Source organism: Moraxella tetraodonis, from assembly GCF_022359095.1.
Lineage (GTDB): Bacteria > Pseudomonadota > Gammaproteobacteria > Pseudomonadales > Moraxellaceae > Faucicola > Faucicola tetraodonis.
The window spans coordinates 1,428,167-1,449,527 of the sequence record NZ_JACSYB010000001.1 but is presented as its reverse complement, the minus strand read 5'-3'; the positions used below and the strand labels follow the sequence as shown (position 1 = coordinate 1,449,527).

20 protein-coding genes are annotated in these 21,361 nt (G+C 39.7%); 13 read left to right on the top strand and 7 right to left on the bottom strand.

The genetic code is table 11. From position 1 onward, the window contains the following. Nucleotides 1–12 precede the first annotated feature (12 nt). The 9 genes from H9W84_RS06425 to H9W84_RS06385 are packed head-to-tail and all read left to right on the top strand — an operon-like array spanning nt 13 to nt 8,909. Entirely contained in the window at nt 13–882 is an 870-nt protein-coding gene (locus H9W84_RS06425) for a glycosyltransferase family protein (protein ID WP_239742491.1), read from the top strand. Nucleotides 883–885: 3 nt separating this feature from the next. Then, nucleotides 886–1,887 carry an EpsG family protein gene (locus tag H9W84_RS06420; RefSeq protein WP_239742489.1) on the top strand — a complete coding sequence of 334 codons (1,002 nt, stop codon included), beginning with the start codon at nt 886–888 and terminating at the stop codon, nt 1,885–1,887. Beyond that, nucleotides 1,884–3,014 carry a glycosyltransferase family 4 protein gene (locus tag H9W84_RS06415; RefSeq protein WP_239742487.1) on the top strand — a complete coding sequence of 377 codons (1,131 nt, stop codon included), beginning with the start codon at nt 1,884–1,886 and terminating at the stop codon, nt 3,012–3,014. The genes H9W84_RS06420 and H9W84_RS06415 overlap by 4 nt, the downstream gene beginning before the upstream one ends. Further along, complete coding sequence (locus H9W84_RS06410) at nt 3,015–3,608, top strand: sugar transferase (RefSeq protein ID WP_239742485.1); 594 nt, start codon at nt 3,015–3,017, stop codon at nt 3,606–3,608. Next, on the top strand, nt 3,608–4,612 hold the full coding sequence (locus tag H9W84_RS06405) for a glycosyltransferase family 2 protein (RefSeq protein ID WP_239742483.1): 1,005 nt from the start codon (nt 3,608–3,610) through the stop codon (nt 4,610–4,612). Before H9W84_RS06410 ends, H9W84_RS06405 begins: the two co-directional genes overlap by 1 nt. 6 nt (nt 4,613–4,618) lie before the next feature. Next, nucleotides 4,619–5,587: an ATP-grasp domain-containing protein gene (locus tag H9W84_RS06400; protein WP_239742481.1), complete on the top strand. Its 969-nt coding sequence runs from the start codon at nt 4,619–4,621 to the stop codon at nt 5,585–5,587. Further along, the gene (locus tag H9W84_RS06395) at nt 5,571–6,224 is read left to right on the top strand and encodes an HAD family hydrolase (RefSeq protein ID WP_239742479.1); all 654 of its coding nucleotides are present in this window, start codon (nt 5,571–5,573) and stop codon (nt 6,222–6,224) included. Before H9W84_RS06400 ends, H9W84_RS06395 begins: the two co-directional genes overlap by 17 nt. Before the next feature lie 19 nt (nt 6,225–6,243). Beyond that, nucleotides 6,244–7,458: a DegT/DnrJ/EryC1/StrS family aminotransferase gene (locus tag H9W84_RS06390; protein WP_239742477.1), complete on the top strand. Its 1,215-nt coding sequence runs from the start codon at nt 6,244–6,246 to the stop codon at nt 7,456–7,458. A gap of 14 nt (nt 7,459–7,472) precedes the next feature. Beyond that, entirely contained in the window at nt 7,473–8,909 is a 1,437-nt protein-coding gene (locus H9W84_RS06385) for a capsule assembly Wzi family protein (protein WP_239742475.1), read from the top strand. A gap of 59 nt (nt 8,910–8,968) precedes the next feature. On the opposite strand, the gene H9W84_RS06380 is transcribed toward H9W84_RS06385, so the two are convergent. After that, on the bottom strand, nt 8,969–9,745 hold the full coding sequence (locus tag H9W84_RS06380; protein ID WP_062330698.1) for a ferredoxin--NADP reductase: 777 nt from the start codon (nt 9,743–9,745) through the stop codon (nt 8,969–8,971). Nucleotides 9,746–9,922: 177 nt separating this feature from the next. Between H9W84_RS06380 and tsaA the strand changes: the two genes are divergently transcribed. Next, on the top strand, nt 9,923–10,654 hold the full coding sequence (tsaA, locus tag H9W84_RS06375) for a tRNA (N6-threonylcarbamoyladenosine(37)-N6)-methyltransferase TrmO (protein ID WP_239742473.1): 732 nt from the start codon (nt 9,923–9,925) through the stop codon (nt 10,652–10,654). Nucleotides 10,655–10,842: 188 nt separating this feature from the next. Beyond that, entirely contained in the window at nt 10,843–11,235 is a 393-nt protein-coding gene (locus tag H9W84_RS06370) for an MCR_0457 family protein (RefSeq protein ID WP_239742471.1), read from the top strand. A gap of 132 nt (nt 11,236–11,367) precedes the next feature. Here H9W84_RS06370 and tnpA read toward each other — a convergent pair whose 3' ends face one another. After that, nucleotides 11,368–11,778 (bottom strand): IS200/IS605 family transposase, encoded by a 411-nt coding sequence (tnpA, locus tag H9W84_RS06365; RefSeq protein WP_239742470.1) that lies wholly within the window; start codon nt 11,776–11,778, stop codon nt 11,368–11,370. A gap of 48 nt (nt 11,779–11,826) precedes the next feature. Between tnpA and H9W84_RS06360 the strand changes: the two genes are divergently transcribed. Both H9W84_RS06360 and H9W84_RS06355 read left to right on the top strand, forming a co-directional pair. Then, entirely contained in the window at nt 11,827–12,930 is a 1,104-nt protein-coding gene (locus H9W84_RS06360; RefSeq protein ID WP_239742468.1) for an RNA-guided endonuclease InsQ/TnpB family protein, read from the top strand. Between the two features lie 187 nt (nt 12,931–13,117). Continuing rightward, complete coding sequence (locus tag H9W84_RS06355) at nt 13,118–14,257, top strand: D-alanyl-D-alanine carboxypeptidase family protein (protein ID WP_040403236.1); 1,140 nt, start codon at nt 13,118–13,120, stop codon at nt 14,255–14,257. 64 nt (nt 14,258–14,321) lie between these two features. Here the strand turns inward: H9W84_RS06355 and H9W84_RS06350 are convergent, their stop codons facing one another. The 5 genes from H9W84_RS06350 to hisS form a co-directional block, all read right to left on the bottom strand. Further along, a complete protein-coding gene (locus H9W84_RS06350) occupies nt 14,322–16,172 on the bottom strand; it encodes a sensor histidine kinase (RefSeq protein ID WP_239742466.1) in 1,851 nt (616 codons plus the stop codon). Between the two features lie 34 nt (nt 16,173–16,206). Continuing rightward, entirely contained in the window at nt 16,207–17,610 is a 1,404-nt protein-coding gene (gene der, locus H9W84_RS06345) for a ribosome biogenesis GTPase Der (RefSeq protein ID WP_239742464.1), read from the bottom strand. Between the two features lie 200 nt (nt 17,611–17,810). Further along, on the bottom strand, nt 17,811–19,052 hold the full coding sequence (gene bamB, locus H9W84_RS06340; RefSeq protein ID WP_239742462.1) for an outer membrane protein assembly factor BamB: 1,242 nt from the start codon (nt 19,050–19,052) through the stop codon (nt 17,811–17,813). Between the two features lie 93 nt (nt 19,053–19,145). Then, complete coding sequence (locus H9W84_RS06335) at nt 19,146–19,985, bottom strand: YfgM family protein (protein WP_239742460.1); 840 nt, start codon at nt 19,983–19,985, stop codon at nt 19,146–19,148. 65 nt (nt 19,986–20,050) lie between these two features. Next, entirely contained in the window at nt 20,051–21,349 is a 1,299-nt protein-coding gene (hisS, locus tag H9W84_RS06330) for a histidine--tRNA ligase (RefSeq protein WP_239742458.1), read from the bottom strand. Nucleotides 21,350–21,361: the final 12 nt, after the last annotated feature.

Below are 21,361 nucleotides of genomic sequence, written 5' to 3'. Positions count from 1 at the left end.
TAGGGGTTTAATATGGATATAGGTATACCTTTATCAAAGTTTGCATATACTCCTGAAGCTTATGCATACGTAAAATATCTAAAAGAGTTAGGACATCAAGTCCAATTAGATTATGAACTTGATCCTAATAATGACGTCAATATTTACTTTATGGGTGGTCGACCTTTTTGGAAAAAAAAGGAGGGTCGAGCTATAGAAATTCATGAATATCAAAGTTTATCTACACCTCCTTATGCTCACTTTAAAAATTTTACAAAAAAAATAGTGAATAAACGACCTAATGGGCGTATTTTTTTAAACGAATTTGTACATCGTGATTTAAGTTTTAGTGATAATATCCCTTATATTTATAGAGATATGGGAGTGGAAGAAGCTTTGTTCCAAAGCCCAAGTGAGAATCCTTTGTATGATATTGTTTACTGTGGCTCTATTGCTGGACGTAATGGTCTTATAGAAGTATTGAGAAGACTTGCGGGAAATTATAAGGTTGTTGTTGTAGGGAATGTAAGTGAGATAGAACGCTCTTTATTAAAGCATAAAAATATTACTATTTTAGGTCGGGTAGAACGTAGTGATTTACCAGCAATATATAGAAATGCTAGATATGGGTTAAATTTCACACCTGATATTTATCCCTTTAATATTCAAACAAGTACTAAAACTTTAGAGTATTTAGCATCTGGATTGGGATTAATATCAAATCACTATTATTGGATTGAGGGATTTTGTAAAGAAATAGGAATTGAGCCAATTTGGCTACAAGAGGGTCGGAGTACAATTTTACCTAATGTTTATAACTCACCAGCAATGGATATGTATAGTTGGGAAAATATTTTAATAAATTGTAAGTTCGAAAAATTCTTGCAAAATTGTTTAGAGTAATCAATGTTAATTAAGAAAAGTACCCTTTCATTTATAAATCTAGCATTTATCATTAATGGATTTTTAGCATTAGTTGTAGCTAACAGAAATATTGAAGCAGTAGAAGATAATTCGATTTATAAAGAAAATTTTTATAATATATCTTTCGGTAATTTTAGATATGAATATATTTTTGACTTAATTACTTTCTTAATTCATAGTTTTACTAATGACTATATTATATACTTTTTTATTCTAAATTGTATTTTAAATATATTTTTGATAATAAGTTTATTTAAGATTGCTAGATTTTACGAGTATAAAGCTGTAAATTTATTAATAGTTTTTTTTGGATTTATTCTAACTTCATCATGGTACTTGGTTTCATCATCCAATGGATTAAGGCAAGGGTTAGCATTAGCGTTGCTATATATTGCAATTTTAGACTTAATGTTTTTTAACAAAAAGAAAACTGCTATTGCTACATATTTAGCTTCCTGTTTATTTCACTACTCTAACTTTTTGTTACTCCCTTTTATATTTTTGACTAAGTTAAAAACAAAGACTATATTAATAATCAGTATAATTTCAGCGGCTTTTTACTTTTTAAGTATAAATGAAGAATTAATTAAATTAATATCTGATACATTAAATTTACCATTGTATAAAAACATAAAATATTATACAGAAGATGTATTTTCATATAGATATGGTTTTCAACCAGATTTATACATTTACACCATAAGTTTAGGATTATTGTATTATACGGTAAATAAATTTTTTCTTAAAAATAAGCTGGATAGTTTGGTAAATATATATTTGATTTTATCAATTTTCTATTATACCTTTGGGTTTGCGGGTTTTTCCAATAGATATGGTCTTCCCAGTTGGTTCTTCTCATTATTTTTAAATACTCTAATAACGTATACAATTTTAAGAAAGTATAAAAATTTATTTTTAATGTTTATATTTATATTTATATTTATTGCTTCTTTAAAATTTATTTATATTTTTGGTTACTTATGAAAATAATACTTTTAGGCACAATCGCATCCAGTCTTTATACCTTTAGAAAAGACCTTATTCTATCTTTGGTTAATAAAGGCTATACCGTGTATGCCTTTACCTCAGACAGTGATAAAGTAGAGCTTGCTAAAATTGCCCAATTAGGGGCAATACCTACCCATTACGAGCTTAGTCGTGGCGGTCTTAATCCTTATGAAGATTTATCTAACACCATAAGTCTCTATCAAAAAATCAAAAAAATTCAGCCCGATATCGTCCTTAGTTATTTTATTAAACCTGTCATCTATGGCACGCTCGCTGCCAAACTTGCCAAAGTACCTAAAAAAATCGCCATGATAGAAGGCTTAGGCTTTGCCTTTACCGAGCAACCAGAGGGCTACTCAAAAAAAGCTAAAATCGTACAACGAGTACAAGTCGCTTTATTTAAACTGGCTTTACCATTCGCCGATAAAATTATTTTCCTTAACCCTGATGATGTTAGCGATCTATTGTGTAAACACAATATTCCCGTTCGGCATTATGAGGTATTGGGTGGAATTGGACTAAAATTATCGGACTATCCACATCAGCCTGTTAACCCAAAAAACGATGAAACTAACTTTTTATTTATCGGTCGTTTGCTTAAGGAAAAGGGGATTTTCGACTTTATTGAAGCTGCAAAAATTGTCAAGCAGCGATATCCAAACGCCAAATTTACTGTACTTGGTAGGACAGATGCCGATAATCCAGGGGCGTTACACGCTGACCAAGTGCAGGAGCTGGTAGCGACTGGAGTGATTGATTATCCAGGGCAAGTGGCGAATGTCGTGGATTGGATTACCAACGGTGATGTGTTTGTGTTGCCATCCTATCGCGAGGGAGTGCCACGCAGTACCCAAGAGGCGATGGCAGTGGGGCGAGCGGTAATCACCACAGATGTGCCAGGTTGTCGTGAAACTGTGATAGATGGCAAAAATGGCTTTATTGTACCCAAGTGGAATCCGCAGGCCTTAGCCGAGAAAATGGTTCATTTCATCGAAAATCCAGAGCAAATTCAAGTAATGGGTGAAGAAAGTTATAAAATAGCCCAAGAAAAATTTGATGCTCACAAGGTCAATGAGCGACTACTAAAAATTTTAGGAGTGTAAATGCTAAAACGTGCCTTTGATATCGCCGCTTCTACTTCTGCCCTTGTAGTGCTATCGCCTGTACTCGCTATTACGGCGTATAAAGTCAAAAAAGAACTGGGCTCACCTGTGCTATTTCGTCAAACTCGTCCAGGTTTACATGGCAGGCCGTTTGAGATGATTAAATTTCGCACCATGAAAGATGCGACGGATAAAAAAGGTAATGCGCTGCCAGATAGCGAGCGTTTGACTGACTTTGGCAAAAAACTGCGTGCCAGTAGCCTTGATGAATTACCTGAATTGTGGAATGTATTAAAAGGGGATATGAGTTTAGTTGGTCCTAGACCTTTACTCATGGAATATTTACCTTTATATAGCGCTGAACAAGCCAAGCGTCATAACGTGCGTCCAGGGGTGACAGGTTATGCCCAGGTTAATGGTCGCAATAGTTTAAGTTGGGAAGATAAGTTCAAGCTTGATACCTGGTATGTTGAGCATCAAACATTTTTTTTAGATATGAAAATCTTGCTAAAAACCGTTAAAAAAGTGATAAGAAAAGATGATATCAACAGCCCAACGGATGTCACAATGGAAAAGTTTCAAGGAGCTAATTAATGCAAAGCGATAACCTCTTGTTGTCTATTATTGTGCCAGTTTACAATGTTGAAAATTATCTTACTTTTTGCATAGATTCAATTTTTAACCAGGGTTTGGATATCAAAGATTTTGAAGTATTATTGATAGATGACGGTTCAAAGGATAATTCATATCAGGTCTGTTTAGATTTACAAATGAAATATCCTAATATTCGTGTTTTTAGACAAGAAAATTATGGACAAAGTATCGCTAGAAATAAAGGCATCAATGAATCTAATGGATATTATTTATATTTCGTTGATTCAGATGATTATTTATTATTAAATGGTATCAGTAGTATATTAGAATTAGCTCTTGAAAATGATTATGATTTTGTTGGCTTTAGAGTGGAGCGTACAAGTGAAAGAAGAACTGAGAAAGCAGAACGAAAAATTAATATCATGTATAAGGGCAATGGTGCCTATTTATTAAGCCAACATAATTATAATAATGGCCCTTGGTGGTATATATATAAAAAAGAAAAATTTGCTAATTTTTACTTCATTCCAAATAGATTATGTGAGGATGGTCTATTTACTACCCAACTACTTATTTCGGTTGAAAATGGGATTATTGTTGAAAATGTCATCTATCAATATGTCGACAGCCCTAATTCGACAGTTAATACCAAAAATAGACAAAGACAAGCTAAATTACGGGATGATATGTTTTTAGCAGCCCAAGATTTTAATAAACTTATAGAAAGCTTAGATAAAAATGATGACAATTACAACTTAGCTTATAAAAGATTAAGTGAACGACAAGAAAGTTATATGTTTTTTGCATTAGTGCGTTCACTTCGAACACAAGAAGACTTAAAGAGTGTATCTAATAAACTTAAGAACGCCTCTAAAGCATATCCTATAAAGAGTTTTGACGGCTATAATAGTAAGACTCAAAAAATGCTTATTTGCATATTTAACCATAAATTCCTTTTTTACCCATTACAATTTGTTAATAATAAATTGAAAATTATTAAGTGATTTCACATGGAAAATATTTTAATCACATCAGCAGGACAACGCGTATCTTTAGTTAAGTCGTTACGAAATGAACTAAAAAAAATTTATCCCGATGCTAAGGTATTTACCACCGATTTAAATCCCACTCTTGCACCTGCTTGTCATATTTCCGATGGTTATTTTAAAGTACCACGAGTCACAGCCGAAAACTATATTGATGAAATAATAAAGATTTGTGAAGAAAACAATATTAAACTTATTATTCCGACTATAGACACCGAACTTTTAATGCTAAGCGAAAATGCAGAAAAATTTAAATCGCATAATATTACTGCTCTCGTTAGTGACCATGAACTGATTCAGAAATGTAGAAATAAACGATTAACCAATCAATTGTTTCAAGACCATAATATTGCAGTGCCGAAGCAATATACGCTTAATAATTTGGAGTTTCCTGTATTTGTAAAACCCTGTGATGGAAGTTTAAGTAAAGGAATCTTTATCGCAGATAGCCAGGATGATATTACACAAGAACATCGCCAAAATGAAAAGCTTATGTATATGGAGCTTATCTCAAACGATGAATTTGATGAATTCACGGTTGATTGTTACTATGATAAAAATTCAATTTTAAAATGTGTAGTACCACGGCAACGCCTTGTTGTAAGAGCAGGAGAAGTTAATAAAGCTGCTACTCGTAACAATTTCATCGTAGAGCATTTTTTTAATAATATTGCTCAATTAAAGGGTGCAAGGGGTTGCTTGACTATTCAAGTATTTTTGCATAAAGAGCAGCGAATCATTAAAGGTATAGAAATAAATCCAAGATTTGGTGGTGGTTATCCGCTTACCTATTTATCTGGAGCAAATTATAGTAAGTGGGTATTAGAAGAATATTTACTTGATAAGCAGATTGAAGTATATAAATCATGGGAGCAAGATTTATTAATGCTACGGTATGATGCTGAGGTATTAGTGCATGACTTCAAAAAATAATGCAATAGTATTTGATTTGGATGATACCCTGTATCCAGAAATTGACTATCTTAAATCAGCCTATCAATTTATCTCGGAAAAAATTGCACCAATTGATAAAACATTATATTTCTTAATGTTAGAAAAATATTTTAAAAATGAAAATGTTTTCGATTATGTTGGAAAAACATATAATGTTGATAAATCGCAACTTTTAACCTGGTATCGAGCTCATTTTCCCCATATTAAACTTTACCCACATGTGGAATGTTTTCTAAAAAAGTTTAGAGATGATTTTAGATTTGCAATTATCACAGATGGTCGATCAACAACCCAACGTAACAAAATTAAATCGCTTGGACTCGATTTATATATCGATACGATTATTATTTCAGAAGAAATAGGCAGCGAGAAACCCAGTCCAGCAAACTTTGACAAGGTTAAACAACTATTGGATTGTGAAAGTTATTGCTATATAGCTGACAACACTAAGAAAGACTTTGTTACTCCAAATATGATGGGTTGGTTAACTATATGTTTAAATGACCAAGGTAATAATATACATAAACAAGATTTTTCATTGCCTAATGAGTTTTTACCTGATATTCGAGTTTCAAGTTGGCAAGAAATCGAAAATATTTTTTCAAAAAAAGATTAAATTAATAAGAGGTAAATAAATGCTAAACACCCAATTTTCACCCTGGCCTAGCTTTACCCAAGAAGAAGCCGATGCCGTCTCGCAAGTCTTACTGTCCAATAAAGTTAACTACTGGACGGGCACAGAATGTCGAGAGTTTGAAAAAGAATTTGCCGCATGGGCAGGGACAGACTACGCAGTGGCGCTGTCAAATGGCACATTGGCACTCGATGTTGCGTTACAAGCCATGTGTATTGGCGAGGGTGACGAAGTGATTGTCACGCCACGTAGTTTTATCGCCAGTGTGTCAACCGTTGTCAATGCTGGCGCAATACCGGTGTTTGCAGATGTAGATAACAATACGGGTAATATTTCTGCCACGACAATTGCACCAAAAATCACGGATAAAACCAAAGCCATTATTTGCGTGCATTTAGCTGGCTGGCCTTGCGATATGGATGAGATTATGGCACTTGCCAAGCAGCATAACCTATGGGTCATCGAAGACTGTGCCCAAGCGCATGGCGCCAAGTACAAAGGTAGACCAGTGGGCAGTATTGGTCACATTGGTGCTTGGAGTTTTTGTCAAGATAAAATCATGACCACAGGCGGCGAAGGTGGCATGGTCACGACCAATGACAAAGCCTTATGGCAAAAAATGTGGGAGTATAAAGACCATGGTAAAAACTACGATAGCATTTATCATAAACAACATCCACCGGGGTTTCGCTGGTTACATGACAGCTTTGGCACCAATTGGCGCATGATGGAAATGCAAGCAGTGATTGGTCGTATTCAGCTTAAAAAAATGGCCGAGTGGACCAAGATTCGTACACAAAACGCCAAGATTTTGCGTGATGCTCTAACACAATTTGCAGGTGAGCAACAGTTTTTACGCATACCAGATATAGAATTTCACCAAGTCATGGGTGGCGATTCTGTCCATGCGTATTATAAATATTATGTATATGTCAGACCAGAAAACTTGCCAGAGAATATCAATCGAGATAGTATTTTAAATGCGCTTAATGAGAAAAAAATTCCTTGTTTCTCTGGCTCTTGTTCAGAAATTTATTTAGAAAAAGCATTTGACAATCATCCATCACGTCCTAACGCGCGATTGACAGTTGCTAAAGAATTAGGGGAAACAAGCTTGATGTTTTTAATACACCCGACATTGACAGTAACTGAAATGCAAACGATTGCGACTACCACGGTTGATGTACTAACCACTCTATTCAATGCCAATACATAAACTGCGAGTCTCATATGACAAATAAAACGGTTAAATATCTCTCATTGGGTGTACTACTTGGACTTTCGCAATTAAGTCAGGCAGGTCAATTAATTCAAATTGATAGTGAGCTACGCCAAACACTTGAGATTTTAAAAATCAATGGCGTTGTAAATGTTGATATATCAACCTGGCCGATTAGTTCAGAAGCCATACAGACAGCCTTGAGTCAAGCACAGCCCAAATCAAACAGTGACAAAATGTTACTGAATCAAGTTAAACAAAAGCTTGAAGCCAACGATGTATCCAAGCTACAAATAGTGAGCAACGTGAATGGTGACGAGCGCGCGGTATTTAGCGGATTTAATACAGAAGGCAATACAGTGACGCCTTTGGGTGTTAGTATTTCTCATAGTCATGCAGGGGAGAACATTGATTACAAAATTCAAGGCACCTTAAATGTCGAAGATGATGAGCCTAGCAAGTTATCTAATCTTGATGGCAGCTACATCGGTACCAAATTAGGCAATCATCGCCTTGCCTTTGGTAGTATTCCTGTATGGTGGGGCAACGGCGTTGATGGCAGTTTAATTCGCAGTGATGCAGCTAGACCTGTCACGGGCTTTTTAATGCAGCGCGCCAATAATAGCCCCATTAATTTTCCTGTATTATCGAAACTGGGTAATTTTAATTACCAAATTACTGCCGGTCAATTACAAGACTATAAAGCAGAGCCTCACACTAAATTGATTGGCATGCGGGCGAGTTTTCAACCGCATGAAGCGTTTCAAATCGGCGCTTCGCGTTCCTTGATGTGGGGTGGCGATAATAAGTCCGAAAGCCTAAAGTCTTTAGGTAAGGCTTTAATCGGTAAATATGATAATGGCGGCGAAGATGAAGATCCTTCAAACCAAATCGCAGGCATCGATGCACAGCTAAATTTAAAACCGTTGGTAAACCTGCCGGTGAGTGTCTATGGTGAATTCATTGGGGAAGATGAAGCAGGGGGTTTGCCAAGTAAAAAGGCGTATTTGGCAGGTTTAAAAGGTACGATCCCGCTGTTGCAGCAACCTTGGTTGTGGCATGCAGAATGGGCGAATACTTATTATGATTTGGATAAAACCAATACTATTTACACCCATAGCATTTATAAAGATGGTTATTATCAAAAGGGCTTGCCGCTAGGTCATCCGATTGGTGGGGATGGTGAAATCATTAGTGTGGGGCTATCAGGTAATATTAACGCTAACAACCAGCTCGGGTTAAAATACGCCAACGCCAAAGTCAATCAATCTAATCAAGTGATTAATGCTGCCTTTGCAACCAAGCAGGACTTGGATATTGTCGAAGCGGATTGGAAACATAAATACAATGACAAAACCTCGGTAAAACTGGGTATTTGGGGTAAAAAAGACAGCATCAGTGATGATAAAGATGCGGGTGGTAATTTAATGGTGGAGTATACGTTTTAAGGTAATTAATAAAAAAGAGCCAAATGGCTCTTTTTTTAATTCAAATTACTGCTCAACTTTTACTGTTCGACAAAGGCACGTTCAACCACATAATCGCCTGTGCCACCCATACGTGGTGATGGTTTCAGACCAAATTCGTCGAGTAGGGCCGCTACGTCTTTATTCATAGATGGGCTACCACAAATCATCGCGCGGTCATCGCTTGGATTGATGGGTGGTAAGCCGATATCAGTAAACAGCTTGCCAGACTTCATCAAATCAGTCATACGCCCTTCATTGCGGAACGGCTCACGCGTGACCGTGGGGTAATAGATGAGTTTATCTTTAACGTATTCACCCAGTAGCTCATCTTCAAACAAGGCTTTTTCAAACATCTCCCGGTAGCCTAGCTCACTCACATAGCGTACGCCATGCACCACGATGACTTTCTCAAAACGCTCATACACTTCTGGGTCACGGGCAAGTGACAAAAATGGTGCCAAGCCTGTACCCGTTGCTAGCATATACAAATGCTTGCCAGGGTTTAGGTCATCAAGCACCAGGGTGCCGGTCGGTTTTTTACTCACCAATAATTTATCACCCACTTTGATATGCTGTAAAATAGACGTCAAAGGACCATCTTGGACTTTGATAGAATAAAATTCGAGCTCTTCATCATAGTTGGTGCTGGCAATAGAGTAGGCACGCATCAAAGGTTTTCCATTGACTTCCAGACCAATCATGGCAAATTCACCATTCCTAAAACGTAAACCTGCATTACGGGTAGTTTTTAGGGTAAATAATGTGTCATTCCAATGATGCACATAGGTAACGGTTTCTTCATAAAATTTTGACATAGCACCCAACCTTGTATTGGTCATAGATAAAAATAAAACTGGATAAAGAATAAAAATAGCGGGTTAATATTGACATTCTGGGGCGATATGATAGCAAATTTTTGATGAATTAGTCGAATTTGGGCGTAAAAAAATGGCATAATCATAGTTTAAATTATCATATTTTAACGACCCATTATGTTACCACAACAAATTACCCTGCCGATTATCGGCATTGTGAACTCTCCACTTAAGCAAAAGTTTGGCACACCTCGCCAGCCCAATCTTGTCGATATCAACGCTACTATCAGCATGTTGCCGCCCTACAATGTGCTCAGTGCTTTTGAAGGTATTGCCCAATTTAGTCATCTTTGGATTATATGGCAATTTCATCAAAATCGAATCAATACCAATCAGTCAAATTTTCAGCCAACAGTCCGCCCACCTAGACTTGGTGGCAACCAAAAGATAGGGGTCTTTGCCAGTCGAAGTATGTATCGACCGGCAAATATTGGATTGTCAGTGGTCAAATTTTCGCATATTGAAAACAGTGAGGACGGCTTGAGGCTGCATATCATCGGCGCTGATATGGTAGATGGCACGCCAGTCATTGATATCAAACCATATTTGCCTTATAGCGATAGTATCGATGATGCGATTGCTGGGTATGCTGCCCAAAAACCTGTCATCAAGTCGGTGCATTGGCATCCCGATTTATTGCAGGATTTATCCAATATTGCAATAAAAAGTCAGCTCAAGCAAACAGATTGGCAAACCATCGAACAACTCATTGCGCAAGACCCCAGACCTGCGTATCGCCAGCAAGCGCTTAATACCCCATTTGTCATGCGTTATCAGAATGTCGATGTTCATTTTAGCCAGATAGCCGATAGTGTTTTTCAAATTCAAACGATTGAGCTATTAAACTAGACCGTGTAAACTAGGCCGTAACATGGATGATGCCGAAGTTTTTACCTAGCCGTATATTGCTACACTGTTTCAAAAAATTTTACTTGTTCACAAAATACTGACTATATAGCGTGATTATTCGCTATATTTTTTTTGATTATTTAGTATGATATGGGCTGTATTTTACTTAGATAACCTTAGGACACCGTATGATTAAACTGGGCAAAATCAGTCAAGCTATGATAGGCATGTTGTTAATGGGCGTCACCGTGAGTGGTATCGCTGAAGATAAAAATAACGATACCATCGCAATCGATATGTCAGAATTATCGACTACCAAAGAAGAAGTGGCGGTATTACAAGTGTTATCAGAAATCTGCCCACCCATGCTGAATAAATCGCAACAAACAGGGTTTAACGCTGCTTATAATGTCGAGCTAAAAAAATTAATGCCGACCATCAGCGATCCTCGTTTAGCGGTGCAGTACTTATCCTCTCAGCAAGATTACAAGCAAATTTTGAATGAAACTCGCCAATGGACACTCAGTTATCCAAAAGCGGAGAATCTTGAACTGTGCAAAGACCTTGCCAACAGTAACTAATAATTTAAGTCAACCTAGGCTATCCACCCCCTAACTGATTTAGGGGGTTTTATCCTCTGTTGCCGTAAAACCACCGACTTCAGGCGGTGGATATAAGGCAACTCCGCAATCATGCTTACACACAGATGGTATTTAGTGCGGTGTATTTTGCTGTTCAATGTACTGGCGTATAATTTCAATTGGAGCACCGCCACAACTACCTGCAAAATAACTAGGCGACCACAACGCTTCTCCCCATAACTGCTCTTTAATAGACGGATATTCTTTTTTACGCAATAACCGACTAGACACGCCTTTCAAGCTATTCACCAAACTAGAAATAGCCACTTTGGGCGGATAAACCACCAGTAAATGCACATGGTCACTTTCACCGTCAAACTCTACTAGTTGCGCCTTAAACTTTGAACAAACTTTCTCAAAGATAACCTGCATGTCGTCTAAAATCTCTTTAGTGAATACTTTTTTGCGGTATTTAGCCACAAAGACCAAATGCACATGAAGATTGTAAACAACGTGCCTACCAAGTCTTAAATCGTTTGACATATATTTAGACCAACTATAGAATATAAAAATCTAATTATACTTGAACCCATGAAAACACTCAAGCTACGCATACGAGATAAACACGCAGACCAATTAAACCGCCTAAGCGGTTCGGTCAATTTCGTGTGGAATTATGTCAATGATTTGAGTTACAGACACCTACAAAAAACTGGCAAATTCTTTAGTGCTTATGACCTAAACGACTACACCAAAGGTAGCGGTGAGTTACTTGGTTTACATTCTCAAACTATTCAAGCCATCAATGAAACCCACACCAAAAGCCGTAAGCAATCCAAAAAAGCTAAATTATCATGGCGAACCAACAACCCAAAATCAAAGCGTAAAAACTTAGGTTGGCTACCATTCAAACAATCCGCCATTAAGCACATTGCCACACACCAAACTGGTAAAAAGGGCTTAAAATCTACCTTACAACTATCTTTAGCCAAAGGGCAAAAGCTAGTCATTGATCTATGGGACAGCTACAACCTTAGCCTATATCAAATCAACACGCTGGAAATTGTCCAAGACAGCCGTAACCGTTGGTATGCCTGTATTACCGTCAAACAATACCCTAAAACTACTTGCGGAATGGGTAGCGTTGGGATTGATTTAGGCTTAAAAGACAGTGCCACCGCCTCAAATGGCGATAAACTACAAATCAAGCAAACGCTCAAATATGCCAAAGCGTTAGCCACCGCCCAACGTGCCAAAAACAAACAGCGTGTCAAAGCGATCCATGCCAAAATCAAACATACACGGCAAGACCTAATCCACAAATTCACCACTCAATTAGTCAAAGACAATGCCCTAATCGTGGTAGGTGACGTTAGAACTACCCAATTTAACAGTAAAAAAGGCAAACTAGCCAAATCGGTTTACGATGCAGGTTGGTTTGAACTCAAAAGGCAACTGAATTACAAATGCGAGAACGCAGGTTGCCGTTTTGAAATCGTGAATGAGAAATACACTACCCAAACTTGCTCGTGCTGTGGCGATATGTCCAGTAGTCCGAAAGGTAGAGCAGGTTTGCGAATAAGAGAATGGACTTGTGCAACGTGTGGCACACGGCATGATAGAGATATTAACGCCAGTCAGAACATTCTTGCGGTTGGGCTTAACCGTCTTGTAGAAGGAATCCCCTCACTTTAGGGAGGGGAGGAAGTCAATTATGATAAATCGTTGATTTTTAGACCGAATATAGTGTTGAATCATGATTTTTTTTGCTAATATAGGCAATTTGTTTTACCAAGCGTCCAAGCAAACAGGTCGCATTTGATTTGAGCCAAGAGTGAGTGAGATGAAAGCAATCGTAATACCGCAATATACCCAACGTCTGATGGTCGGCACTTTTGTCGCCGCCAGTTTTTTTGCCACAACTGTACAGGCAAATGCCGCCATACAACAGCCTGAACTAGACAATTCTGCTTTTATCCTAATTGATTATGATACGGGTACGGTATTGGCTCAAAAAAATGCCGCGCAGCCATTCCCACCCGCATCATTGACCAAGATGATGACCAGTTATATCATTGAGCAGCGGCTGCTATCAGGGGCATTAAAAGAAAACGAACCCATCCTCATGACTCCTGAAGCGTGGTGTAAAGGCTCAAGTGAAGAGTCTTGTATGTATGTTCCTGTTAACACAACCGCCCCTGTGATTGATATGTTAAAAGGTATCATTATCCAATCGGGTAATGATGCGTCAAAAGCGATGGCACAGCACATTGGCGGTAGCGAAACCACGTTTGCAGATTTGATGAATGAAGAAGCCAAAAAAATTGGCATGACCCATACCCATTTTATGAATGCGACCGGTATGCCACAAGAAGGCCATCAAGCATCTGCCGAAGATTTGGCGAAACTCGCTCAAGCCATTATTAAAAACAGCAAAAAGTATTATCCCATCTATAGCCAAAAACAATTTACTTATAACGGCATCACCCAGGGCAACCGCAATGCGCTGTTGTTCACTGATCCAACGGTAGACGGCCTAAAAACAGGACATACCGACGAAGCAGGTTACTGCCTAGTAGCATCGAGTAAACGCGGTGATATGCGTCTGATTTCAGTGATTATGGGTACTAAAAGCGCTCAAGAGCGCGCAGACCAATCGCGCAACTTACTCAACTGGGGATTTAGTAACTTTGCTACTAAAATTGCCGCCCCTGCCCAAAAAAGCTACGGCAGCGTGCCAGTCAACTTCGGTGCTGTCGATAAAGTCAACGTCGTCAGCAAAGGCAATTTACAAGTACTAGTGCCAAAACTGGATCAAGAAAAAATCAGTACTGTGGTCAATTTGCCAGCCGATGTTAAAGCGCCGTTAGCGCAAGGTCAAGAAGTGGGTAAACTGGTGGCTATGCTCAATGGCAAACCTGTGGCGTCTGTCCCATTGGTCGCGGAAACCCAAGTTCAAGAAGCTGGAATTTTTAAACGTATGTGGCAACACATCGTACTGTTCTTTAAAGGTTTATTCTAAATTACAAAGAAAAATCACAAAAAAAACCCTTCAAATGAAACGAAGGGTTTTTTTAACTCAAAATTTAACTCAATATATTGGACAACTCTTTGATATATTGATCGAGTCGCTCGTCTATGACTTCTTTTTTGACAAAATAATCCACCCCAGCTATTTTTAGTAATTCAATGGTATGCGGATTTAACGCTTTGGTGTCATAAACGCAGATAATGGTGACCCTGGCTTTATTTTCACGCTCACGAAATTTGCTGACGAAGTCTAACATCGCTTGATAATCGATATTTCGCGAGATAAATAGCGCATCCACCGTATGAAATAACAAATAATCTTCAAGAAGTTCGCTACTGGTAAACGTCTCAACTTTAGCACCCGCATTTTCCATGCGTTTGGCCGTTTCGAATAAATCCTCATAGTGATACCAAACGACAATATGTTTATTTAGCAATAAATTGCGTTCATAGTTGTGTTTCCAATCTTTTAGCAATAACGATACCTGAAAATTGCTACCCACATCAGGTTCGCTAGTAACTGTGATGCTGCCTTTCATCAGTGCTAAGAGTTTTTTCACCAAAAATAATCCTGCAGAATTAGTTGATGAGGAATGTTTTACTTCAGGATTAATTTGGAAAAAAGGTTCAAAAATTAGCTCTAAATATTCCTTTGCAATGCCTATGCCGGTGTCTTCAATCTGCAGCGTCCACCGTACTTGCGTTTGTAAATGTTGCAACTGCGAGGTGATTGTTATGCTGCCTTTATCGGTAAATTTAATCGCGTTTTCTAGCAATGAATTAATAATTAGGGTGATTTTTTGAACATCGCCTTCTAGGACATAGTCGGCATGATAGGGCTTTGCCTTTAACGTGATATTTTTCTCGGCAGCCAGAGGCTGATAATCATTGACAATTTGGGTGATTAACCCCGTTGGACTAAATTGGTAGGCGCTGACGCCTGTTTGCCCTTTATCAATACGGTTAATTTGGATGATTTGATCAAGCTTAGCATTTAAATCATCTTTGCCCAAAGTAATAATTTCAACGGCATCTTTTTGCTCAGCGCTGATATATTGATTGTGTAATAGCTGTAGACCCGATTCGATACGACTTACAGAGGATTTGAACTCATGAATCAAAATATTTTCAAATTTTGAATTGTGCTCAAGCTGCTTAATTTGGGTTTCTTCAAGGTCATTGTTTTCTTGGCGCAGGGTGTTGATTTGGGCAATTTGCGCCTTGTGCTTGTTGAGCAAATACACCAAGGCTTTTTCAAATACCCAAGCCTCATTACTTTTTGGCAGCTTATACGCCTCTGCCGCTAAAAATTCATCTTGCAAAATGTGATGGCTTAAATTTTCAAGTTTTGGTAAGCGATGGGTTAAATTTTGCACCTTTTGCAACACAAACCACAAATTGAACAGCGCAATAAATGATAATACCAGTACTAACGGCAAATGTTGCCAAAACCACTGCTGGCGAATGGTTTGTAGGTCAAGGGTAAGATTACTATAGCCAATTAGCTGGTTTACTTTAGTGTTTCTTTGATTGGGCGTTAATTTTAACAAATTGATTTTAACAGGTTCGCTCAATCCGTAATAGCGCTCAAAAAGCACTTCAGTAGCTTTAATCGGACGGGTGGTCGGATGCTGCTGCTGATCAAATGGAAAAAACAAAATGCTTTCGTACTGCGGCATCTCGCTTAATAGTGTGTCAATGCTAGCGGTTGTCACACCGTTAGGATTACTTGCAGTAGACTGGGCAAGTAGATAATTAATCTTACTGGCCTGTTTGATTTCATATTGTACCGTTTGGGTCAAGTCGACTAAGGTATAAATCGCAAGGCAAATAAATAAAACCAATAAAAAGGGTATCGCAACGATACGCTTTAACCCAATTTGATAACCTAAAGTCTTCTGTACCATTCACTCATCCCTTAAAACGCCAATTAACATCACCTTAACGTTTTTTGCCGCGTTTTTTGAATTTTTGTACCTCTCGACGTTTACGTTCTTTTTGCGCATCCGTCATGGTATTGGTGCGACCTGCATAAGGATTGGCGTTTTGTTTAAATTCAACCCGAATCGGGGTGCCTTCAAGCTTAAATACCTTGCGAAATTCGTTTTCTAGGTAGCGACGATAACTGTTTGGCACTTGGCTGGTCTGATTGCCATGAATCACAATAATCGGTGGATTATGACCGCCCAAATGCGCAAATCGAAGTTTAATCCGTCGCCCGCCTACCATAGGGAGCTGGTGTGCAGTAACCGCATCTTGTAGAATTTGGGTCAAGCGACTGGTGGAAATATCAAACATTGCCGCATCATAGGCACGGTGAATCGATGGGTAAAGATTGCCAACACCCGTTCCGTGAAGCGCAGAGATTAAATGCACTTTTACATAAGGGATAAAGTTAAAACGTCGATCCATTTCAATTTTGACAAAGTTCTTTTGGTCTTGGTCAAGCCCGTCCCATTTATTGATGGCAAGCACCATCGCGCGACCTGCTTCTAAGGCGTAGCCTAATAAGTTCAAATCCTGATCGGTAATGCCTTCTTGCGCGTCAATGACCACGATGACCACGTGGGCATCTTTGATGGCTTGCAAGGTTTTTACCACAGAAAACTTTTCAACTTTTTCGTCAATACGTCCACGGCGACGCACACCCGCAGTATCAATCAACACATAATGTCTATTGTCACGCTCGTAAGGGATATAGATACTATCGCGCGTGGTACCTGGCATATCAAAAACCACCACGCGTTCTTCACCAAGCAAGCGATTGACAAGGGTCGATTTGCCCACGTTAGGTCTGCCAATGATGGCGATACGTAAGCCATCAGGTGCTTGTTCTTCTTGGTCATCGGTGGGCATATTGGCAGTGACGGCTTCTAATAAATTGCCGACCCCACGTCCGTGACTGGCTGCCATGGGAAATGGCTCGCCAAAACCTAACGCATAAAATTCATGAATCGCCGCTTCATGGACGCCATCCATTTTATTGGCGGCTAAAAACACGGGCTTTCCTAGGGTGTGAAGTTGTTTGGCAATGACTTCGTCGGCGCCGGTGATACCTGCGCGGCTATCAACCACAAATACAATGATATCTGCTTCATGGATAGCGGTATGCGATTGGTGCGACATATAGTCATCAATGGTGCCGTCACCTTCATCCACTTCGCCAATACCACCGGTATCGATGACGATAAAGGATTTTTCTTCAAAGGTTGCATCGCCATATTGACGGTCGCGGGTAAGACCTGCCAAATCAGCAACCAAGGCTTGACGACTGCGGGTCAACTGATTAAATAGGGTGGACTTGCCAACGTTCGGACGGCCAATCAAGGCAACAACTGGTTTCATAAATTTAATTTCCAAAATTTTCAAAAAGCAAGATTTTCAACAAGCAAGATTTTAACATGCTTGAAAAATTCATTATTTCTATAACTTAACAAACCCAACATCGCGCTGCAATGCTGGGTTGTCATTTAAACTCACACTTTTATCAGTCTGGGCTGCTAACCCAATCACCAAAACTGCTAAATGCGTAAACAGTTTAACAATTAACGATTTACTTGCCAAACACTAAATGCGCCATTTGCGCTTTGGGCAATCAAACGGTTATTGATAAACTGTAATACCGCCACGTCGGATTTGGCTTGTTTTCTGTCAACCAGTGCCCCTGAGGTGCGGTCATACACATGCAAATAACCCATAGCATCACCAACCACCACGTAGTTGCCGATACTCACCGCGTTACTCAAACCACGATAAGACAAATTATCGGTTTGCCAATTAACCGTGCCTGTCATTTTATCCATCGCTACCAATTCGCCATCAAGCGAAGTGGCGTAAACTTGACTATCATCTGTGCCGACTGATTTTAGGCTCGCCAACTCTTTGACAAAACTTAGCTGCTGTGAAGCCATATCGGCAGCGACTAACTGACCGCTATAAGACACAACGTACAGCATATTGCCATCTAGTACGGGGGTGGCATCCACATCAGAAATTTTTTCGATATCACTACTGCCTTTGCTAATACCAAAACGTTTTGACCAAATGGGTACGCCATTATCGATATTTAAGGCATGGATACGACCATCGGCTGTCGACACCAGTACCGTATTGCGATTGAACAAAATCGGCGTGGCACTACCGCGAACGCTTAAATTTGGATTTTGGGTGTTAAAAGTCCAAATAGGCGCGCCAGACTCTAGCGACAGCGCACTAATTTTACCATCATTGCCAAGGGTAATGACACGGTTTTGGCTGATTAGGGCAGGGGATAGGGTTGCGGTGTCCAACGGCGTTTGCCAAATAACTTTGCCAGTCATTCTGTCTAACGCAATGATGACCCCTTTGCTGTCACTAACCACGGCTACGCGAGATTGTTCATCTAGCGCCACCCCTGACATTAAGCCTTGTTTGAGTTTGGTACTCCAAAGCACTTTGCCTTGCCCATCAAACGCTTGCACGCTACCGTCTGCTAACGCATTCACATAGCCATTGTTGTCATACGCCACGCGAAAGGCGGTAGGTTGTTGGCTGATGGTGGTTTTGTTGCGCAAATTGCCAAAGCGTTGGCTAATTTTTGTATTACTGCCTTGACTAAACAGTGGGGAAATCACATTTTGACTGCTAGCGAGTTTCACAAGTGCGGCAGGTTTATGGACATTGTCAGATTTTTTAAACTTGTCACAACCTGTCAGGGTCATCGCTACCACCAAGGCGGTTGCAAATACGGCAGGTTTCATTAAGTTTGTCGATAAGGGTGTCGATTTTGTTGTTGTTATGGTCGTCATTGTTTATCTCGTAACGTACGGTGAAATTTAAATATTGCCATTTAAGAGTTTTGTCAGGTTAAGATTTTTTGCCTATTTTTTAGCTATGTGTGCCTATTTTGTGCTTGACGCAACTGCGGGCGCAGATGCGATTGCTGCAGCAGGGGCAGCATTTTCAACTTGGGTAGGTGCTTGGGTAGGTTTAGCGAGTACGCCGCCTGTTAAATCAGGTTGTTTGACGCTTAGGCCTAGGCTTTCCATTTTGATACGCAGCAATGCACGGTCTTGTGGGTTTGGGTTGTTTTGATTACGTTGTTCAATCAATTGCCAAGCCTTTTGATAATGAGTAGCAGCCGCTTTTTTATCCCCTTGTTGGTTGGCAATGTCCCCCAAAATCTCAAGTTTACTGGCTTCAAAGGCAGCGGGTAAGGGGCTTTGTAAGCGCTTTTGTGCCGCATCTGCTTGATTGTCCGACAACAGCACTTGTGCTTGGCGCAAAATGGCAATGGCTTTTAGCCCATCATCCTTGAGCGTTAACTGAGACGCTTTTTGTAGCGTTGCCGCCGCCGCTTTTAAATCATTTTTATCGGTTTGCTGTTTGGCTTGCAGCATCAAGGCTTGCCATGTATAAACCGAATTATCATGCTTAGCCACAAATTCGCCCAAGTCTTTGTCCAAATTGGTTTGCGCCGTAGTCAGTTGCGCTTGTGCTTTGGTATCGCTGGCAGCTTGGGTGGTTAGGGTCTCAATGTTGTTTTGGTCGCTTTGAATTTTGGCAAAATCGTTCGCTGCTGCGGTATCTATATTGCCGCCATGCTTTTGCCAGTAAGTCCAGCCAAAATAACCCGCTAATACCAACATAATGGCGGATACAATATAGCCACCATATTGTTTGAGCGCGCTTAAGAATTGCTGTTCATCATTTACTAGCTTAGGTTGTACGTCTTTAACCATTACATAAAGCCTTTCAAAAAATTACTGATATAAGTTACCCATCAAATTTGGCTCAATCAGATAGATTAGATAAAATCTGGATTTTCGCTAAAGAGCGTATCACTCGCGACCGTAATTTGGTCACCGGTTGCCATTTTTTTGATGGTAATTTGCTGATTGGCGACTTCATCTTGCGCGATAATCACTGACAGTTGCGCACCTGATTTGTCGGCTTTTTTCATTTGCGCTTTTAAGCTCGTGGCACTCGCCATTTTCACGCGAAGATTTGAACGTCGTGTACGCAGCTCATGGGCAAATTTGATGGCATCGGTGTAAACATCAGGATGGGCGACCACAAATACATCACAGGCCGGTGTTGCCTCAAACGGCTGTACCTTTTGCATGAGTAACAACAAACGCTCAAGTCCCATGGCAAAACCTACTGCAGGCTCGGAAGCGGCTGGCTTATCACTGCCAATGGCTTTGATTTGTCCGATAAGACCGTCATAACGACCCCCAGCACATACCGTCGCTTGGCTACCTAGCTGGTCAGTCGTCCATTCAAATACGGTTTTATTGTAATAATCTAAACCCCGTACCAGTTTTGGATTAATCACAAAATTGATGCTGACCGCTTTAAGATACTGTTGCAAGGCTTCAAAATGCTGCTGGCTTGCTGCCCCCAAAAAGTCAGCAAGCTTTGGGGCGTTCTGTAAAATTTGTTGGGTATTTTTATCTTTACTATCTAAAATGCGTAGTGGGTTGGTGGTTAAGCGGCGCTGACTATCTTCATCCAATTGAGATTTTTTATCGGTTAAAAAATCCACCAAAGCTTGGCGATATGCCAGTCGTTCGTCTATCTCACCCAAGCTATTAATCTCAAGTTGCACCACGTCTAAAATACCCAATTTTTGCCACATTTGGTAGGTCATGATGATGAGCTCAGCATCAGCATCCGCCAATTCACTGCCAAAACTCTCAACCCCTAATTGGTGAAACTGACGATAACGGCCTTTTTGCGGTTGTTCATAGCGAAACATAGGACCAATGTACCAAAGTTTTGGGTTGTCACCCCGCAATAAGTTATGCTCCACCACGGCACGTACCGCGCCTGCCGTGCCTTCAGGGCGTAGCGTCAATGCCGTAGGTGGGTTAGATTTGTCATAAAAACTATACATTTCCTTTTCGACAATGTCAGTGGCATCGCCAATCGCCCGGGCAAATAGCTGGGTTTCTTCAACGATTGGGAGGCGAATTTGCTCAAAGCCAAATTGATTGAGCACATCGATAAGGCTGCTTTCAAGTTGGCGCCATTCGCTCGATGGGCGCGTCGATTCTGTCTCAATATGTAAGATATCATTAAAACCTTTAATGGATTTTAACATGGTCAATTTCCC

What these genes read in the sequence shown, in the direction of transcription:
- tnpA (WP_239742470.1), bottom strand. Translation starts at nt 11,778, where the DNA reads ATGTCAAACGATTTAAGACTTGGTAGGCACGTTGTTTACAATCTTCAT.
- H9W84_RS06350 (WP_239742466.1), bottom strand. Translation starts at nt 16,172, where the DNA reads ATGGTACAGAAGACTTTAGGTTATCAAATTGGGTTAAAGCGTATCGTT.
- der (WP_239742464.1), bottom strand. Translation starts at nt 17,610, where the DNA reads ATGAAACCAGTTGTTGCCTTGATTGGCCGTCCGAACGTTGGCAAGTCC.
- hisS (WP_239742458.1), bottom strand. Translation starts at nt 21,349, where the DNA reads ATGTTAAAATCCATTAAAGGTTTTAATGATATCTTACATATTGAGACA.
- H9W84_RS06390 (WP_239742477.1), top strand. Translation starts at nt 6,244, where the DNA reads ATGCTAAACACCCAATTTTCACCCTGGCCTAGCTTTACCCAAGAAGAA.
- bamB (WP_239742462.1), bottom strand. Translation starts at nt 19,052, where the DNA reads ATGACGACCATAACAACAACAAAATCGACACCCTTATCGACAAACTTA.
- H9W84_RS06420 (WP_239742489.1), top strand. Translation starts at nt 886, where the DNA reads ATGTTAATTAAGAAAAGTACCCTTTCATTTATAAATCTAGCATTTATC.
- tsaA (WP_239742473.1), top strand. Translation starts at nt 9,923, where the DNA reads ATGTTACCACAACAAATTACCCTGCCGATTATCGGCATTGTGAACTCT.
- H9W84_RS06410 (WP_239742485.1), top strand. Translation starts at nt 3,015, where the DNA reads ATGCTAAAACGTGCCTTTGATATCGCCGCTTCTACTTCTGCCCTTGTA.
- H9W84_RS06370 (WP_239742471.1), top strand. Translation starts at nt 10,843, where the DNA reads ATGATTAAACTGGGCAAAATCAGTCAAGCTATGATAGGCATGTTGTTA.
- H9W84_RS06355 (WP_040403236.1), top strand. Translation starts at nt 13,118, where the DNA reads ATGGTCGGCACTTTTGTCGCCGCCAGTTTTTTTGCCACAACTGTACAG.
- H9W84_RS06380 (WP_062330698.1), bottom strand. Translation starts at nt 9,745, where the DNA reads ATGTCAAAATTTTATGAAGAAACCGTTACCTATGTGCATCATTGGAAT.
- H9W84_RS06400 (WP_239742481.1), top strand. Translation starts at nt 4,619, where the DNA reads ATGGAAAATATTTTAATCACATCAGCAGGACAACGCGTATCTTTAGTT.
- H9W84_RS06425 (WP_239742491.1), top strand. Translation starts at nt 13, where the DNA reads ATGGATATAGGTATACCTTTATCAAAGTTTGCATATACTCCTGAAGCT.
- H9W84_RS06395 (WP_239742479.1), top strand. Translation starts at nt 5,571, where the DNA reads ATGACTTCAAAAAATAATGCAATAGTATTTGATTTGGATGATACCCTG.
- H9W84_RS06415 (WP_239742487.1), top strand. Translation starts at nt 1,884, where the DNA reads ATGAAAATAATACTTTTAGGCACAATCGCATCCAGTCTTTATACCTTT.
- H9W84_RS06335 (WP_239742460.1), bottom strand. Translation starts at nt 19,985, where the DNA reads ATGGTTAAAGACGTACAACCTAAGCTAGTAAATGATGAACAGCAATTC.
- H9W84_RS06360 (WP_239742468.1), top strand. Translation starts at nt 11,827, where the DNA reads ATGAAAACACTCAAGCTACGCATACGAGATAAACACGCAGACCAATTA.
- H9W84_RS06385 (WP_239742475.1), top strand. Translation starts at nt 7,473, where the DNA reads ATGACAAATAAAACGGTTAAATATCTCTCATTGGGTGTACTACTTGGA.
- H9W84_RS06405 (WP_239742483.1), top strand. Translation starts at nt 3,608, where the DNA reads ATGCAAAGCGATAACCTCTTGTTGTCTATTATTGTGCCAGTTTACAAT.